The following is a 16568-nucleotide window of genomic DNA, read 5'->3' as shown; positions in this document are numbered from 1 at the left end:
GGCTTATTTGATATTAATTGATATTAGAAAGTCAGCTTATATTTAGCAGCGTCATAACCTAGCTGCCTGTCGGCATCAGGCTATCGCGAAAGGCGGTAGCCGATCTGAATCCCCAGGCAGCTAAGGTCTTCCTTAATCCCTCGGAAATACTATCTGTCGTATAGAGCGCCTGACTCTTACCTATCTTTCCACTCATGCTCGGCTCGAGCAGGCTCACCACCCTGGCCGCAATCGCATTGGATGAATCTAATAGATGCACGCCCTCACCCAAGTAGCTTTGCAGCTCCTCTCTTAGAATCGGAAAGTGAGTACAGCCGAGGATCAGGGTGTCTAACCCGGATGCTTTGATTGGTGCAAGGATACGATGGAGAGCCTCGCTATCCACAGGCCGCTGCGCCATCTTATCCTCGGCCAGATAGACCAGCTCGGAGGAGCCAAATCTGTCCACGCGACAATCGCTGGCAAACTGATCGATAAGATCTTGGGTGTATTGGCGATTGACAGTACCGGGCGTTGCCAATAGCCCAAGGTGTTTCTTCTTTGATAACACCGCCGCGGGCTTAATGGCCGGAACAACGCCGACCACAGGCACCTTCAGGCAGGCTCTTAACGCTGGCAATATAAGTGTGCTGGCACTGTTACAGGCCACGACCACGATATCTGCCTGGCACTGAATAACCGCCTGACTAATTAAGCTCACGCAACCTTGGATCAGCTCCTGCTCGTCAAGTTCGCCATAGGGTAGCCTAGCATTGTCAAACAGATAACAGTAGTTCGCACTGGGAAGCAGCTCTCGCACCGCCGCCAATATCGACAGGCCGCCTACCCCAGAATCGAACACGAGTATATTTGCTGACAAATTAGCTCTCCCATCATAGAAACGCAGACACACTAAAGGGGCGATTTTTTCACATTCGCGATAAAAGCTAAAGCCATAGGCCTTACAATTGGCTTTTATGGCGGCTTAATCCGCTGGGAAAGTCCGCTACAATGTTAGCCAACCCCTAGACATCAACGACAAGTAGTATACTATTTGCGCCCCCAGAGACAGTAACGGTGTTAAGAAATGAATGTAGACGCAATGGATCCCCAGCAATATGACGCACAACTCGATGTGAAGCGTCAGAAACTAGCCCAGCTATTTGCCGACTTCGAGACACCCGAACTGGAAGTGTTTGCCTCACAGAAAGCCCACTACCGCATGCGCGCCGAGTTCCGCGTCTGGCATGAGGGTGAGGATCTCTACTATTACATGTTCGATAAGGCGCAGAACCAGAAGATACGCTGCGAGCAGTTCTTACCGGCGAGCCAGTTGATCAACGACATGATGCCTGAGCTGATGGCGGCGCTGCGTCCCAACCCGGTCCTGAGACACAAGCTGTTCCAGGTGGATTTTCTCTCTACCCTCAGCGGAGAGATCTTAGTGTCACTCCTGTACCACAAGCAGCTCGATGCCCAGTGGCAAGAGGAAGCTCAGGCGCTGAAACAGGCACTGTCGAGCAAATTTAAGGTGGACATCATAGGCCGCGCTCGTAAGCAGAAGCTGGTGATGGATCGCGACTTCGTTATCGAATCCCTCCCCGTCAACGGCAAGCAGCTTACCTATAAGCAGGTCGAAAACAGCTTTACCCAGCCAAACGGCGAGGTAGCGATCAAGATGCTCGAGTGGGCCATCGACATCACCCGTGATAGTAGTGGCGATCTGTTGGAGCTCTACTGCGGCAACGGTAATTTCTCTATCGCCCTGGCACAGAACTTCAACCGCGTGCTCGCTACCGAACTGGCCAAGCCATCTGTGGACTCGGCCCAGTACAACATAGAGGCCAACCAGATAGATAATCTGCAGATCATCCGTATGTCGGCGGAAGACTTTACCGATGCCCTGGCCAAGAAACGCAGCTTCAGACGCTTAGAAGGGGTGGATCTGGACAGCTATGACTGCAACACCATCTTCGTCGACCCGCCAAGAGCAGGCTTAGATGACAACACCCTATCTATGGTGCAGGGCTACGAGCGTATCCTCTATATCTCTTGTAATCCCAATACCCTGCTGGACAACCTCAAGGTGTTGGGCAAGACCCATAAGATCACCCGCTTCGCGCTCTTCGACCAGTTCCCCTATACAGATCATATGGAATCTGGCGTCCTGCTGGAACGTCGTTAATCGGCTAGCTATAAGTCAAACAGTAAAAAAGGGCCCGATGGCCCTTTTTTTGTTGCTCGCTTGTCCGATTTATTACCGGCTAGCGGTGTTCCATCTTCTGCTGCAGGGACTCGGCGCCCTTAGCCACCATGCGCAGCTGGATCACCAGGCGATCCGCCAATATCTTGCGATCGACTCTTTTCATATCCAGCGCCGCAGCGCCAGCATTGAAGACTAAAGTCACTAGGGCCTCCGCCTGAGCCCTGGCCAGTTCGGGGGTGCGCTTGGTGGTCGCCTCGGTATAGTGCGCTAACTCAGAGATGAAGTGTTCTATCTCTCTCGCCACCGCCGCACGAAACGGCGCCGAGGTGCCCGAGCGCTCATGCAGCAAGATGCGAAAGACGTTGGGGTTAGACTCCAAGACTTCCATAAAGGTATCGACTGAGATGCGAATCACGCTGCCGCCGGCCTCGGCGCGTTGACGTCCCTTGCGCATCATCTGTCTCAGGGTCAGGCCGCCTTCATCCACCATGGTGAGCCCCAGCTCGTTCATATCCTTAAAGTGACGATAGAAGGAGGTTGGCGCTATGTTGGCCTCGCGAGCCACTTCCCGCAGACTCAGGCTAGAAAAACTGCGTTCGGCACTTAATTGATTAAATGCCGCATCGACCAAGGCGCGACGCGTTTTTTCTTTTTGCTGTGCTCTGATACCCATCATGATGAATCCACTAGATAAAACTCAATCTGGCAATCATACCTTCTTTGAGGCAAAAACGCAGCCCGCCTTGACCTGCTCCATTAAGTCAGTAGAATTAGCTTACAGCTGTACGCTCAGCGAAGAGAACCTGGACATTATAATGAAAAAGCCTCCCCTCATCTGGACCAACATTTTACTCTTTGCCATCACCTTCTTAGGTGCTGTCATTCTGGTGCCTTGGTATGGCATCACCTATGGCTATGGCATGGCAGAATGGGTTGCCTTTGTCGGCCTCGCCTTCGCCAGTGGTCTGTCGATAACCGCCGGATACCATAGGCTCTGGTCACATCGCACCTACAAGGCACACTGGTCGGTACGTTTTCTGTTTGCCTTGGGCGGCGCCCTGGCCCTACAGAACAGCGCCCTGCATTGGTCGTCGGATCATCGTATCCATCACAAGCATGTGGATGACAACGACAAAGACCCCTATTCGGCTAACATGGGTTTCTGGTACAGCCATATCGGCTGGATGCTAAGGGAGTATCAGGCGCAGCGTTATCACGATTATAAGAACGTCCGTGATCTGCAGAATGAGAAAATTGTGATGTGGCAGCACAAATATTATCTGCCGCTTCTCATCATCATGAACATAGGCCTGCCGGCGCTACTAGGCTGGCTCAATGGCGATGTCTGGGCCATGTTGCTAATGGCGGGTCTGCTACGTCTGGTGGTCGTACACCACTGCACCTTCTTCATCAACTCGCTGGCCCACATCTGGGGCAACCAGCCCTACACAGACAAAAACACGGCGCGTGACAACGGCGTGCTGGCACTGTTTACCTATGGCGAGGGCTATCATAACTTTCACCACATCTTCGAGAACGACTATCGCAACGGCATCCTCTGGTGGCACTATGATCCTACCAAATGGCTGATCAACGCTATGGCCTGGACCGGGCTGGCCAACAACCTCAGGGTCACGCCACAGGAGCGAATCGAGAGTGCCAAGTTGCAGATGCAACTGAAGAAGGCGCAGCATAAGGTCACACAGCTGGCCAACCACGAAGAGATCCTCGAGAAGATCCATGCGGAATATGAGCTGCTCAAGACCCATATTGCCGATTACTATCAGGCCCATAAGGAGCTGCTGGAAGCCAAGCGCAAACAGCTGACCACACATCAGCTGATGCAGCAGGTAGAGCACCTGAAGCAGGAATTGCTGGCACGCCAGAAGCAGTGGAAGTCCCTCACCACAGGCTTTGCCTAGTCCTATCTCGAAAGAGCCACCCCTGGGGTGGCTTTTTTACACCCTAACATAATCAGGAATGATAGCGGCCTCCCGCCCTTCATATCTAAGTTAGGCGATTGAAGTGGCGCACCTATGGGTCTATCATGAGCGGCTCTCCACTTCATCCAGAGATAGTTTGCGGTTATGTCAGCAGAAAAGATTAAACTCACCGAATACAGCCATGGCGCTGGCTGTGGTTGCAAGATTTCACCTAAGGTACTGGGCACCATACTCGCCTCTCAGCTACCCAGCTTTGACGACCCCAACATCCTGGTAGGCAATCAGACCCGCGACGATGCCGCCGTTTACCGACTCAACGATGAGACAGGCATCATCAGCACCACAGACTTCTTCATGCCGATCGTGGATGACCCCTTTACCTTCGGGCGTATTGCCGCCACCAATGCCATCAGCGATATCTACGCCATGGGCGGCACGCCTATGATGGCCATCGCTATTTTGGGCTGGCCAGTCAATGTCTTGCCAGCGGAAATTGCCCAACAGGTGGTCGATGGCGGACGCCAGGCCTGTAAGGATGCCGGCATCATGTTGGCAGGCGGCCACAGTATTGATGCGCCCGAGCCTATCTTCGGCCTCGCCGTGACCGGACAGATCCCGTTAAACGAGCTTAAGCAGAACGATACCGCCAAGGCGGGCGACAGGCTGTTCCTAACCAAGCCCCTCGGTATCGGCATTCTGACCACGGCGCAGAAACAGAAGAAGCTGGCAGACGAGGATATCGACATCGCGCCGCGTGCCATGTGCCAGCTCAACAAGATTGGCGCCACCATCGCCAAGATCTCCGGGGTTACCGCCATGACGGATGTCACCGGCTTTGGCCTGGCCGGCCACCTGATCGAGATGTGCCAGGGCGCCACGCTGGCGGCCAAGATAGACCTGGCGGCTCTGCCCATGCTGCCAAAGGCGATGGATTACCTCAGGCTCGGTTGTATCCCCGGCGGCACCCATAGAAACTACGACAGCTACGGCGAACACCTGCCAGAGGTGAACGACGAGCAGAAAGCCCTGCTGTGCGACCCACAAACCAGCGGCGGTTTGCTGATCGCCGTATCTAACAGCCATGAGGCCGAGCTACTGGCTCTGCTGGAAAAAGAGGGACTGCCGACCCAATGCATCGGCCACTTGGCGCCGCAAACCGAGTCGCAGCCACTGGTAGAGCTGATCTAATGGGTAATCATCAATTGGCTAACGTCATTCCGGCAAGCGAATATGGCCGTATCCTGGCCAGCGGCCATCCCATCATGGATGTGCGCGCGCCGATAGAGTTCACCAAGGGCGCCTTTCCCGCCAGCAGCAACCATCCCCTGATGCGCGACGAAGAGCGACAACAAGTGGGCACCTGCTATAAGGAACATGGCCAGGATGCCGCCATCGCCCTGGGCCACTCCCTGGTTTGCGGCGAGGTCAAACAGCAGCGCGTCGACGCCTGGCTTGCCTATCTCGACGCCCATCCAGGCGCCTACCTCTATTGCTTTCGCGGCGGCCTGCGCTCTCAACTGACCCAGCAATGGCTGGCCGAGGCTGGCAGAGACGTCCCCTATATTCAGGGCGGCTACAAGGCGATGCGCCAGTACCTTATCGACACCATAGACAGGGCGCCAGAGGCGAAACCTATGCTGATCCTCAGCGGCATCACAGGCAGTGGTAAGACAGACTTTCTGCTGCAGCGCCAGGAGGCAGTGGACCTCGAAGGGCTGGCCCATCACAGGGGATCCAGCTTCGGCCGCTATCACGAGGGCCAGCCGACACAAATCAACTTCGAAAACAGTCTGGGCGTCGCCCTGCTCAGACACCAACAGAGCGCGGCAAGAATCCTGCTGTTAGAAGATGAGAGCTACCTTATCGGACGCTCGGCGCTGCCCAAGGCCTTCTACATGGGAATGCAAGCCGCCAGCGTGGTCATCCTGGAGGAACCACTGGAGGCAAGGCTGACACGTCTGCTGGACGAATATGTCCATAAGATGCATCAAGGCTATATCGAGCGCTTGGGCGAGGAAGCAGGCTTTGAGGCATTTGCCGAGTACCTGGCCAACAGCATCAGTGGCATTAAGAAACGCCTGGGTAGCAAGCAGCACGATGAGCTGCAGCAGATGATCACAGACGCGTTAGCCGTACAGATGCAACGCGGCGATACCCAGGCGCACCTCGAATGGATCGCCCTGCTGCTGAGCAAGTATTACGACCCCATGTATCAGTATCAGATTGGCAAGAAGGCCGACAGGGTGATCTTCCAGGGCGACCATCAGGCTATGCACCAATGGCTGGATGAATACGCCACTCGCTAGCAGACAAAAGCCAGGCATCAGCCTGGCTTTTCACTATTTAATCTCAAGCAGCAACCTACTAGGATGCGGGCAACATGGCCGCGACCCGCTCTCGCAGCAGATGGCGGTTAGCCTCTGTGCCCGACACCACATCATCCAGATCAACCGAGATCTTAGACCAGAAGCGCTTTGGCCTGGTACTCAGGGCATGGCCATCCTTGTGGCTGAAATAGGAACCCCAGAGGCCGTTGAGGGCCATAGGGATAACAGGCACGGGGTCGCGAGTGAGGATCTTGTCGATACCGGGACGGAACTCGCCCAGCTCACCGTTAGGCGTCAGACGCCCCTCGGGGAAGATACACACCAGCTCGCCATCGGCCAGCGCCTGATGGATAGACTCGAACGCCTGGTTATAGGTCGCCTCACTCTGACGCGGTGAACATATGGGGATCACCCCCGCATGGCGAAACAGATACTTGAGCAGCGGCATCTCGCTGATAGATTTATCCATCACGAAACGGATCGGACGGGTCGAGGCGCCCATGATGATCAAGGCATCCACATAGCTCACATGGTTGCACACTATGATGCCGGCACCTTCGCTAGGCAGCTTGTCTCGGCCGATCACCGTAACGCGATACAGGATATGGCTCAGCAGGTAACTGACAAATCTCTGGGTAAACTCGGGCACCTGACTATAGACATAGAGGGCGACGACGGCATTGAGCAGCGCCAGCAATAGGAAGAGCTCTGTGATCTGCCAGCCAAACACCTCTAGCAGCAAGATAGACATGACCGCCGAGACCACCATGAACAGGGCATTCATGATATTGTTCGCGGCAATCGCCTGAGCACACTCGCCCCTGTCGGCGCGCGACTGAATAAAGGCGTACAGGGGCACGATAAACAGGCCACCGCTCACCCCCACCATAAACAGGGCAAACATCACCCGATAGTGCTGTGACTCGGCGATAAAGCTGCTAAAGCTATAGATGGTCTCAGCCTGGGCGGGCAACTCGGGTAGCGACCACAACAGATCCACACCAAACAGAGTTAGCCCAGCCACGCCGAAGGGCAGCAGCCCCAGCTCCACATGGCCGAAGGAGAAGCGCTCACACAGGAAGGAGCCTGCCGCAATCCCGATAGAGAAGAGCGCCAACAAGAGTGAGACCACGGTGGCATCGGCGTGCAAATGCAGCTTGGCAAAGTTGGGGAACTGGGTCAGATAGGTCGCCCCGAGGAACCAGAACCAGCTGATCGCTAAGATGGCCATCCAGATACTCGGCGTCTTCCTCACCTTGGCGATGCTGCGCCAGGTGCCAGACAGAGGCGCGAAACGTATCTTAGTAACATTTCCCTGTGGCGGCATGGCAGGGATCGCGCGGCTGGCCAGATAGCCCGCAACGGCCAGCACAAACACGGTCGCCGCGGTAGCTATAATGCCCTTGTCGCTGGCCACCAGAAGCCCGGCACTGAGTGTGCCTATCAAGATCGACAAGAAGGTGCCCATCTCCACCCAGGCATTGCCCGTCACCAGCTCATCTTCCGCCAAAGCCTGAGGCAACAGCGAGTATTTGACCGGCCCAAAATAGGCCGACTGGCTACCGGTTAAGAAGAGCAGCAGCAACATCATCATGTAACTCTGGGTCAAGATCGCCATGGCGGCGCAGGACATGATCACCAACTCAAGCTGCTTTAAGCGTCTGATCAATTTGGCTTTATCCATATTATCTGCCACCACACCAGCGTGGGCTGAAAACAGGAAGAAAGGCAGGATAAACACGCCTGCGGCGAGGTTAACAAACAGGTTGACGCTGATGGGCAGGCTCTCTATCTGGCTGTAGGTCACCATCAGCAGCAGCACATTCTTGTAGATATTATCGTTGAGCGCGCCCAGACACTGGGTCGCAAAATAGGGGAAAAACCGCTTGGTTAACAACATAACGCCTCCTTGTGATAACCCAATCCTTTAAGTTGTACCGCTAGATGATGACTAATGGCCTGCTCAATACCGATCCCTGGGGCAAAGAGCTTGTCGTCCAGCGCCAGACTCACCAAACCATGGACGCCGCCCCACAGGGCGCGGCTCGCCAGTAATAGTTGCTCGGCAGAAAGCTCGGGCAGCAGACGCGCCAAGCAAGACTCAATCAGGCCGAACAGCTGCGCGATTAGCTGGGCATGGTGATCGCTCAGCCCCTGCTCCTCCGTCGCCTTAAGCTCGAAGATCAGCTGAAACGCCCTTGGCTGCGCGAAGGCAAATTGCTGATAGGCCGCGGCCATCGCCTCAAGCTGACTCGACTCAGACGCTTGGCTTTGAGCGGCAGGTGCTTGAGAGGCATTTGCTTGAGATATTTGGGCTTTAGCAGCCAGGTGCCGATACAGCTCGTCCAGGGTCTGCTCTGCAACCGCCAGCAGCAAGCCCTGATAGCTGCCGAAGAGATTCACCAGGGTGCTGGGCACATAACCTATGGCCGCCGCGACCTTGCGCAGGCTCAGGCTATCGAGCGGCTCGACCTCCAGGTGGCGCAGCACCGCAGTGGTCGCCATCGCCCGGATCTCATCATGAGTATGTTCTTTGCGTCTTGCCATCTCGGCTCCATCGCGCTGTCAATTTGTGCACAAGTTACCAGCAAGCAAAATAAAAAACAATGTTCACAATAAGATTATTTTTCACCGGGTAGATGAAAATTAGGATTTTATCGCTGGAGTATCATGAGGATCCTGTCTTCGCCCGGGCCGAAATAATCGGCTTCCAGCCCCTGGTCGACAAAGCCCAGCTTGGCATAGAGGTGTCTGGCGGGGTTATCCGGCGCTACCGTGAGTTTTACCTGGGTCACGTTACCTGGCAGCGCACTCAGAGACTCGGTGATCAGGCGCCTGCCTATACCCCGACCCTGAGCGGCATCGTCGACGGCCACAGAGAGGATCCAGGCGCAGTCGGCCTGTTCACTCCTAGCCAGCAAGATGTAACCGAGCAGGCGTTCAGCGTTATCGCAGGCGACAAGCAGCCCGCTCGGCCAGCAATCGAAGCTCTGACGAAAGAAAAAATCCGGGTAGGCATGGTCGCCAAAGAGCCCCTGCTCGAGACGATAGATCGCCGGCAGCTGAGTCTTACAAGCCGCCTCGACACTGATAAGATTAGGATTATTCACCGGTTAACAGCTCATCCCATGGCAGGTGAGTCGAGCCCACGACGATGAAGTTGGGGTTCTCCAGTGATTCACGCTCGTTGTAGCTCAGCGGCTGCAGCTCGAGATCCATTACCTGGCCGCCGGCCTCTTCGATGATGATCTGCGCCGCACCTGTGTCCCACTCGCCGGTTGGGCCGATGCGCACATAGCAGTCGGCGCGGCCCTCTGCCACCAGGCAGCTCTTTAGCGCCGCACCGCCAAGCACCACGAGTTCACAATGCTTAGGATGATTGAAGAGCTTCAACACAGATTGAGGATCCTGACGGCGGCTCACCGCCAGACGCAGGCAGGGCTCATCGTCTTTGGTCAGCTGCTTGCTGGCGATACGCACCTCGCCCTTGCTGCTACGCTTGTAGGCACCCAGGCCTGCCACGGCATAGTAGACCACACCCGTCATGGGCACATAGACGATTCCCATGATGGGACGATTGTGCTCGACCAGGGCGATGATCACCGAGAAGTCGCCGCTACCGGCGATAAACTCACCCGTGCCATCGAGAGGATCTACCAACCAGTAACGCTGCCAATCGGCGCGCTCGGAGAAAGGAATATCGGCCGCTTCTTCTGAGAGGACAGGGATCTCAGGGGTAAGGCTGCTTAGCTGAGAAGAGATGATCTCATGGGCCGCGATATCGGCAGAGGTTACCGGGGTATTGTCGGATTTCACCTCTTTGTCAAAACTGCCCTCGAGGTAGATCCCTTTGATGGCCTCACCCGCCTCGATGGCAATCGAAATCGCCTGCTCAACATACTCTTCTGGCTTCATCACAACTCCAACAGCCTACATCTGGCAATGCCTAATATGATAATTCGGATTAACTACTTTAGTTTTAGATGTTTCTGTGCCAAAAACAAGGCGCTAACGCTTCGAGATTCGGAAAAATCATCTTCTAATAACAGCTCAGACCACTGGCTCAATGGCCAGCGCACCACCTCTATAGGTTCGGGCTCGTCACCCTGCAATCGACTCTCATACAGATCTTCGGCGACGAAGATCTGCATCTTGCTGGCAAAGTAGCCGGGGGCCAGGCTCAACTCCATCAGATGGGTCAACTTACGCGCACCAAAACCTATCTCTTCCTGCAGCTCACGGTTGGCCGCCTCGGCATGGGTCTCACCGGGATCCACCAGGCCCTTGGGGAAACCCAGCTCATAGCTGTGGGTGCCCGCCGCATATTCGCGTCCCAGCAATAGCTCCTCGCCATGCACAGGCACCACCATCACGGCGCCACGGGCGTTGCCCTTCATGCGCTCATACTGGCGCTCAACCTGGTTCGAAAATTTTAAATGCACCTGCTCTATCTGAAACAGACGGCTCTGGGCAACAACTTCGGCATGTAGGATCTGCGGCTTTTTGTCCGGCATGAATCTTCCTGATAAAAATGGCGTTTGCTTAACCACTCAATCTTACTATGATGGGCCTAATCCACAACTCAAACCAAGGAATTTTTTTACTCGCTTTATGTTTCCCTGGAATAAGATAGATACCGTGCTACTGGATATGGACGGCACCCTGTTGGATCTGCATTTCGACAACCATTTCTGGCTTAGCCTGGTGCCTCAGGCCTTGTGTGAACAAAGGCAGATCCCTAAGGCCGACGCCCAACAACTGGTGGAGGATGCCTACGCCAAGGTGTTCGGCACCCTGGAGTGGTATTGCCTGGAATATTGGCAACAGGAGCTGGGTTTAGACATCCTGGCTTTGCACCACACTTTGGTGGACAGGATCCAGCTGCGTCAGGACAGCATGCCCTTTCTCACCGCTCTGGCCAGACACAGCAAGCGGCGCATCTTGGTCACCAACGCCCATCCCCACAGCCTGGCGCTGAAACTCGAGCATACAGATCTGGCTAACGGGCTCGATGAGATGCTCTCGAGTCACGCCACCGGCTATCCCAAGGAACACCCGCAATTTTGGCGTCACCTGTTTAATCAGTATTCCTTGGATCCCAGCCGCTGCCTGTTTATCGACGACAGCGAGCCCATACTACAGGCAGCCAAGAAGGCTGGCGTCGGCTACCAGCTGGGGATCAAGAATCCCGACAGCCAGAAGCCTCACAAGCAGTTTACCGACTTCCCGGCCATCGACGATTACCATCATCTGCTGCTCTCCCTTGAACAGGCGCAACTTGGCTAATAAATCACACTTTAGGCGCTAATCGCTTGATGGGATTGGGAGAAAATCTGGTTAATACTTGCACTGTATAAAATACTGTATATACTGACAGGTACTGTATGGAAAGACAGGATTAATCATGAGACCCTTAACCCCGAGACAAGCCGAGATTTTAGATCTGATAAAACGCAATATTGCCGACACGGGCATGCCGCCTACCCGTGCCGAGATTGCGCGTCGACTAGGCTTTAAGAGCGCCAATGCCGCCGAGGAACACCTCAAGGCCCTGGCCAAGAAAGGCTGCATCGAAATCATGCCCGGCACCTCGCGTGGCATCAAGCTGACCCAGGAAGAAGAGCCAGAAGATCTCGGCCTGCCCCTCATAGGTCAGGTAGCCGCCGGTGAGCCCATCCTGGCCCAGGAGCATGTGGAACAACACTATCAGGTTGACCCTAGCATGTTCCGCCCCAGCGCCGACTTCTTGCTACGAGTCAGAGGTGACAGTATGAAAGATATAGGTATTCTCGAGGGCGATCTGCTGGCGGTACATAAGGTCGAACAGGCAAGAAACGGCCAGATAGTCGTGGCCCGCGTGGAAGATGATGTAACGGTAAAACGCTTCGAGAAGCGTGGCAGCACCGTCTATCTGCATGCCGAGAATGAAGAGTATTCCCCTATCGTGGTGGACCTTACCACCCAGAGCCTGAGCATCGAAGGCCTGGCCGTCGGCGTTATTCGAAATGGAGACTGGCAATGAACAACCTAATGGGCATGGCGCCACGCCATCCAGGGCTGTGGGTCGATCTCGACAGCTCACTAAAGCGCAGCGATGGCAACACTATCTCTACCACGGCAAGTTCGACCCTGGGCAAGCAGGAGCTGCAGGCCCTCACCCCGGAGCTAGCCAGACTCAGTCAGCAGGGACAATGGGTGGTGTTGATCAGCCCACCTAACATAGGCTACAAACAGATGCTGGCCGATGGCGGTGTGCGTATGGATCGCATCCTCTTGGTACACACCAAGGATGAGGTCGAAACCCTGTGGGCGATGGAAAAAGCCCTCACAAGTGGTACATCCAGTGCGGTGATCTGCTGGGCACAAACCCTGGATGCCCGTGACAGTCGTCGCCTACAGATAGTTGCCAAGAATACCCGCGCCCTGGGAGTGGTGATCGAAGATGCGAACGGTCACTTACCTGCCAACCCTTTTCCCCAAGAGGATCTCAGCGGCCAGACCTTGAGTCTGTTCAGTTCGCTACACTGATATTCCGCGCCCTACCTTTCCATACAGACGCCCCGCAAGGGGCGTTTTTGTGTCTGTTTTGTTTAGCAAAATAAAATAAAAGTGATCTTGATCAATATTTAAACAGCCATTAAGTTAGTAAGAGATATCAACGATTATTTGTTATATCGCACAATTTGGTTGTCGGCTTGAGCGGCGAAAATGAACCTGTAATACCTCGCCCACGGAAGCTGAAATTGGTCTGATATATTCAGCCGTAAGTGCAAGCGTGGTCACCACCAGCAGAACAAGAGATTCACCACCGACGCACTTTGAAGTCATCGTTGCTTTTTTGGGAACTGAAGAGTTTGCATAGAGCCGAGACATACTGTGTGGCTCTTCTTTGTAGTTGCCTTCGCAATTGACAGAGGAGAAGTCTAGTGAAGCAAGTGTTGTGTTGTTTGCTGGCGTTGCTATTTACGCCCACCATACTCGCAGCAGATATGCCCCTGAACATGACATCAGGGGTCACAGAGATCAGCAATAAGGTGTTTAGCCTTCATATGACGATTCTCTATATCTGTTGTGCCATAGGCCTAGTCGTCTTTGGGGTGATGATCTACGCCATCATCAACCATAGGCGCTCTAAGGGTGCCGTCGCGGCAAACTTTCATGAGAGCACTAAGGTAGAGATCGCCTGGACGCTCGTTCCCTTTGTCATCTTGATCCTCATGGCAATCCCGGCCACCAAGACCCTCATCGCCATGGAAGATCCCAGCAATGCCGATCTCACCATCAAGATCACTGGCTCCCAATGGAAATGGCACTACAGCTATTTTGATCAAGACATCAGCTACTACAGCCTGCTGGCGACTCCCAGAGAACAGATAGAGGGCAAGGAGACCAAAGGCGAACACTACCTGTTGGAGGTCGACAAGCCACTGGTATTGCCGGTAAATCGTAAAATCCGCTTCCTGATGACCTCGGAAGATGTGATCCACTCCTGGTGGGTGCCGGCCTTCGCGGTAAAGAAAGATGCTAACCCGGGCTTTATCAACGAGGCCTGGACCCGCATCGACAAGCCAGGCATCTACCGTGGCCAGTGCGCCGAGCTTTGCGGCAAGGATCACGGCTTCATGCCGATCGTAGTACAGGTACTTTCCGAGGCCGATTTCGACAACTGGATTGTCGAGCAGGAGGCACAGGCCAGCGCGGCCGCCGCCGAGGCCCAGGCCGCACTGTCAAAAACCCTGACGAAAGAAGAGCTGATGACCCAGGGCGAACAGGTCTATATGGCCCGCTGCGCAGCCTGCCACCAGCCAAATGGTGCCGGTTTACCTGGTGTATTCCCGTCACTCATAGGCAGCCCAATCATCAAGGGCCCTGTCGCCGATCACCTAGATGTGGTGCTACATGGCCGCTCAGGCACAGCGATGCAGGCCTTCGCCCAGCAACTGACCGCCACAGAAATAGCCGCCGTGGTCACCTTCGAACGTAATGCCTGGGGTAACGACACGGGCGATACGGTTCAGGCAGCCGATGTCAATCAGGCAAACGCAGGCGCATCGAGCGGGGCTGATACAGGAGCAGATGCAGCTGCCGAAGCGGTTCAAGCTATGCCTACCCCGGCAGCCGAATCGAGTGCAGCAGCAAGCTCCGCCGCCGAGGAATCTCAAGCACCTGTGTTAGACGATCTGACCATGGATGAGCTGATGGCCAAGGGTGAACAGGTATATCTCGGTCACTGCGCCGCCTGTCATCAGGCCACAGGCATGGGATTACCCGGCGCCTTCCCGGCTCTCAAAGGCAGTGCCATCGCCACTGGGCCAGTTGAAAATCATCTGAACATAGTGCTTCACGGTAAGCCTGGCACCGCCATGCAGGCCTTCGCCAACCAGTTAACGCCACAGGAGCTCGCCTCGGTGATCACCTATGAGCGTAACGCCTGGGGTAACAACACAGGCGACATGGTTCAGGCAACAGACGTCAATCAACAGGGTCAATAGGGAGGCATTATGAATGCAATAACGCGTGAAGCAGATATGGATGCCACTCATATTGGCGAACATTCGACCCACCATGAGGAGCACCCGACGGGTATAAAACGTTGGCTGTTTACCACCAACCATAAAGATATTGGCACCCTGTATCTCTGGTTCAGTTTCATCATGTTCTTGACCGGCGGCGCCATGGCCATGGTGATCCGCGCCGAGCTGTTCCAGCCGGGTCTGCAACTGGTGGAGCCCAACTTCTTCAATCAGATGACCACGGTTCACGGCCTCATCATGGTGTTTGGCGCCGTGATGCCGGCCTTTACCGGCCTGGCCAACTGGCTGATCCCTATGATGATAGGCGCGCCAGACATGGCCCTACCGCGGATGAACAACTGGAGCTTCTGGATCTTGCCCTTCGCCTTTGCGATCCTGCTCAGCTCGCTGTTTATGGAGGGTGGCGGGCCTAACTTTGGTTGGACCTTCTACGCCCCGCTGTCGACGGCCTATAGCCCGGATAGCACGGCGCTGTTTGTCTTCTCGGTGCACATCATGGGTATCAGCTCCATCATGGGCGCCATCAACGTGATCGTGACCATAGTCAACATGCGCGCTCCGGGCATGAGCTGGATGAAGCTGCCACTGTTCGTCTGGACCTGGCTGATCACCGCCTTCCTGTTGATCGCCGTGATGCCGGTACTCGCCGGTACAGTGACCATGGTACTGACCGACAAGTTCTTCGGCACCAGCTTCTTCGACGCCGCCGGTGGTGGTGACCCAGTAATGTTCCAGCATATCTTCTGGTTCTTCGGCCATCCCGAGGTCTATATCATGATCTTGCCGTCCTTCGGCATCATCTCCGCCATAGTACCGGCCTTCAGCCGCAAGAAGCTGTTCGGCTACTCCTCCATGGTGTATGCCACCGCCAGTATCGCGATCCTCTCCTTCCTGGTCTGGGCGCACCACATGTTTACCACAGGTATGCCTGTGTTCGCCGAGCTCTTCTTCATGTATTGCACCATGTTGATCGCCGTGCCGACCGGAGTGAAGGTATTTAACTGGGTGGCCACCCTCTGGCGCGGCTCGCTCACCTTCGAGACGCCCATGCTGTTTGCACTCGCCTTTATCATACTCTTCACCATAGGCGGCTTCTCTGGGCTGATGCTGGCCATCACGCCTGTGGATTTCCAGTATCACGACACCTACTTCGTCGTGGCTCACTTCCACTATGTGCTGGTCTCGGGCGCTATCTTCTCCATCATGGCGGCGGCCTACTATTGGCTGCCTAAGTGGACCGGGCATATGTACAGCGAGAAACTCGGCAAGCTGCATTTCTGGTGCTCGGTGATCTCGGTGAACGTGCTCTTCTTCCCCATGCACTTCCTGGGACTGGCGGGCATGCCGCGACGCATTCCGGACTACTCGATTCAGTTTGCCGACGTTAACCAGATAGTCTCTATCGGCGGCTTCGCCTTCGGCCTGTCGCAACTGATCTTCCTGGTGGTGGTGATCAAGTGCATCCGCGGCGGCGAGCCGGCGCCCAGCAAGCCATGGGATGGTGCCGAGGGACTGGAGTGGACATTGCCGAGTCCGGCGCCCTACCACTCATTCTCGACACCACCCGAGGTGAAATAGC

16 protein-coding genes are annotated in these 16568 nt (G+C 55.2%); 9 read left to right on the top strand and 7 right to left on the bottom strand.

The features are described 5' to 3' along the window. Positions 1 to 58: 58 nt before the first annotated feature. Positions 59 to 859 carry a glutamate racemase gene (murI, locus tag K0I63_RS00700; protein ID WP_220082234.1) on the bottom strand — a complete coding sequence of 267 codons (801 nt, stop codon included), beginning with the start codon at positions 857 to 859 and terminating at the stop codon, positions 59 to 61. A 207-nt stretch (positions 860 to 1066) separates the two neighbouring features. Between murI and trmA the strand changes: the two genes are divergently transcribed. After that, complete coding sequence (gene trmA / locus K0I63_RS00695; RefSeq protein WP_220082233.1) at positions 1067 to 2164, top strand: tRNA (uridine(54)-C5)-methyltransferase TrmA; 1098 nt, start codon at positions 1067 to 1069, stop codon at positions 2162 to 2164. Between the two features lie 79 nt (positions 2165 to 2243). Here trmA and fabR read toward each other — a convergent pair whose 3' ends face one another. Next, complete coding sequence (gene fabR / locus K0I63_RS00690) at positions 2244 to 2858, bottom strand: HTH-type transcriptional repressor FabR (protein ID WP_041406854.1); 615 nt, start codon at positions 2856 to 2858, stop codon at positions 2244 to 2246. 142 nt (positions 2859 to 3000) lie between these two features. Here fabR and K0I63_RS00685 point away from each other — a divergent pair, with 142 nt between their 5' ends. The 3 genes from K0I63_RS00685 (at position 3001) to mnmH (ending at position 6434) form a co-directional block, all read left to right on the top strand. After that, positions 3001 to 4107: a fatty acid desaturase gene (locus K0I63_RS00685; protein WP_220082232.1), complete on the top strand. Its 1107-nt coding sequence runs from the start codon at positions 3001 to 3003 to the stop codon at positions 4105 to 4107. 165 nt (positions 4108 to 4272) lie between these two features. Next, positions 4273 to 5316 (top strand): selenide, water dikinase SelD, encoded by a 1044-nt coding sequence (gene selD, locus K0I63_RS00680; protein ID WP_220082231.1) that lies wholly within the window; start codon positions 4273 to 4275, stop codon positions 5314 to 5316. Continuing rightward, positions 5316 to 6434: a tRNA 2-selenouridine(34) synthase MnmH gene (mnmH, locus tag K0I63_RS00675; RefSeq protein ID WP_434086782.1), complete on the top strand. Its 1119-nt coding sequence runs from the start codon at positions 5316 to 5318 to the stop codon at positions 6432 to 6434. Before selD ends, mnmH begins: the two co-directional genes overlap by 1 nt. Before the next feature lie 58 nt (positions 6435 to 6492). Here mnmH and K0I63_RS00670 read toward each other — a convergent pair whose 3' ends face one another. The 5 genes from K0I63_RS00670 to nudE all read right to left on the bottom strand — a co-directional run bounded on the left by K0I63_RS00670 (position 6493) and on the right by nudE (position 10969). Next, entirely contained in the window at positions 6493 to 8355 is a 1863-nt protein-coding gene (locus K0I63_RS00670; protein ID WP_220082230.1) for an MFS transporter, read from the bottom strand. Continuing rightward, positions 8346 to 9002, bottom strand: a complete 657-nt coding sequence (locus tag K0I63_RS00665; RefSeq protein ID WP_220082229.1) for a TetR/AcrR family transcriptional regulator — start codon at positions 9000 to 9002, stop codon at positions 8346 to 8348. The genes K0I63_RS00670 and K0I63_RS00665 overlap by 10 nt, the downstream gene beginning before the upstream one ends. A 107-nt stretch (positions 9003 to 9109) precedes the next feature. Next, positions 9110 to 9565, bottom strand: a complete 456-nt coding sequence (locus K0I63_RS00660) for a GNAT family N-acetyltransferase (RefSeq protein ID WP_220082228.1) — start codon at positions 9563 to 9565, stop codon at positions 9110 to 9112. Continuing rightward, positions 9558 to 10370 carry a 3'(2'),5'-bisphosphate nucleotidase CysQ gene (gene cysQ / locus K0I63_RS00655; RefSeq protein ID WP_220082227.1) on the bottom strand — a complete coding sequence of 271 codons (813 nt, stop codon included), beginning with the start codon at positions 10368 to 10370 and terminating at the stop codon, positions 9558 to 9560. Before cysQ ends, K0I63_RS00660 begins: the two co-directional genes overlap by 8 nt. Positions 10371 to 10423: 53 nt before the next feature. Further along, on the bottom strand, positions 10424 to 10969 hold the full coding sequence (nudE, locus tag K0I63_RS00650; RefSeq protein WP_011863938.1) for an ADP compounds hydrolase NudE: 546 nt from the start codon (positions 10967 to 10969) through the stop codon (positions 10424 to 10426). Between the two features lie 97 nt (positions 10970 to 11066). Between nudE and yrfG the strand changes: the two genes are divergently transcribed. From yrfG to ctaD, 5 genes are all read left to right on the top strand, one after another. After that, positions 11067 to 11741: a GMP/IMP nucleotidase gene (yrfG, locus tag K0I63_RS00645; RefSeq protein ID WP_220082226.1), complete on the top strand. Its 675-nt coding sequence runs from the start codon at positions 11067 to 11069 to the stop codon at positions 11739 to 11741. Positions 11742 to 11859: 118 nt separating this feature from the next. Continuing rightward, positions 11860 to 12477 carry a transcriptional repressor LexA gene (gene lexA / locus K0I63_RS00640; protein ID WP_011863936.1) on the top strand — a complete coding sequence of 206 codons (618 nt, stop codon included), beginning with the start codon at positions 11860 to 11862 and terminating at the stop codon, positions 12475 to 12477. Further along, positions 12474 to 12983 (top strand): cell division inhibitor SulA, encoded by a 510-nt coding sequence (locus tag K0I63_RS00635; RefSeq protein ID WP_220082225.1) that lies wholly within the window; start codon positions 12474 to 12476, stop codon positions 12981 to 12983. The genes lexA and K0I63_RS00635 overlap by 4 nt, the downstream gene beginning before the upstream one ends. A gap of 398 nt (positions 12984 to 13381) precedes the next feature. Further along, positions 13382 to 14947 carry a cytochrome c oxidase subunit II gene (gene coxB, locus K0I63_RS00630; RefSeq protein ID WP_220082224.1) on the top strand — a complete coding sequence of 522 codons (1566 nt, stop codon included), beginning with the start codon at positions 13382 to 13384 and terminating at the stop codon, positions 14945 to 14947. Positions 14948 to 14956: 9 nt separating this feature from the next. After that, the gene (gene ctaD, locus K0I63_RS00625) at positions 14957 to 16567 is read left to right on the top strand and encodes a cytochrome c oxidase subunit I (RefSeq protein WP_011863933.1); all 1611 of its coding nucleotides are present in this window, start codon (positions 14957 to 14959) and stop codon (positions 16565 to 16567) included. Position 16568 lies beyond the last annotated feature (1 nt).

The sequence above is a fragment of the Shewanella rhizosphaerae genome (assembly GCF_019457655.1).
GTDB classification, from domain to species: Bacteria; Pseudomonadota; Gammaproteobacteria; order Enterobacterales; family Shewanellaceae; genus Shewanella; species Shewanella loihica.
Note: the sequence above shows the minus strand (reverse complement) of the source record. Positions and strands in the feature narration are given on the sequence as shown.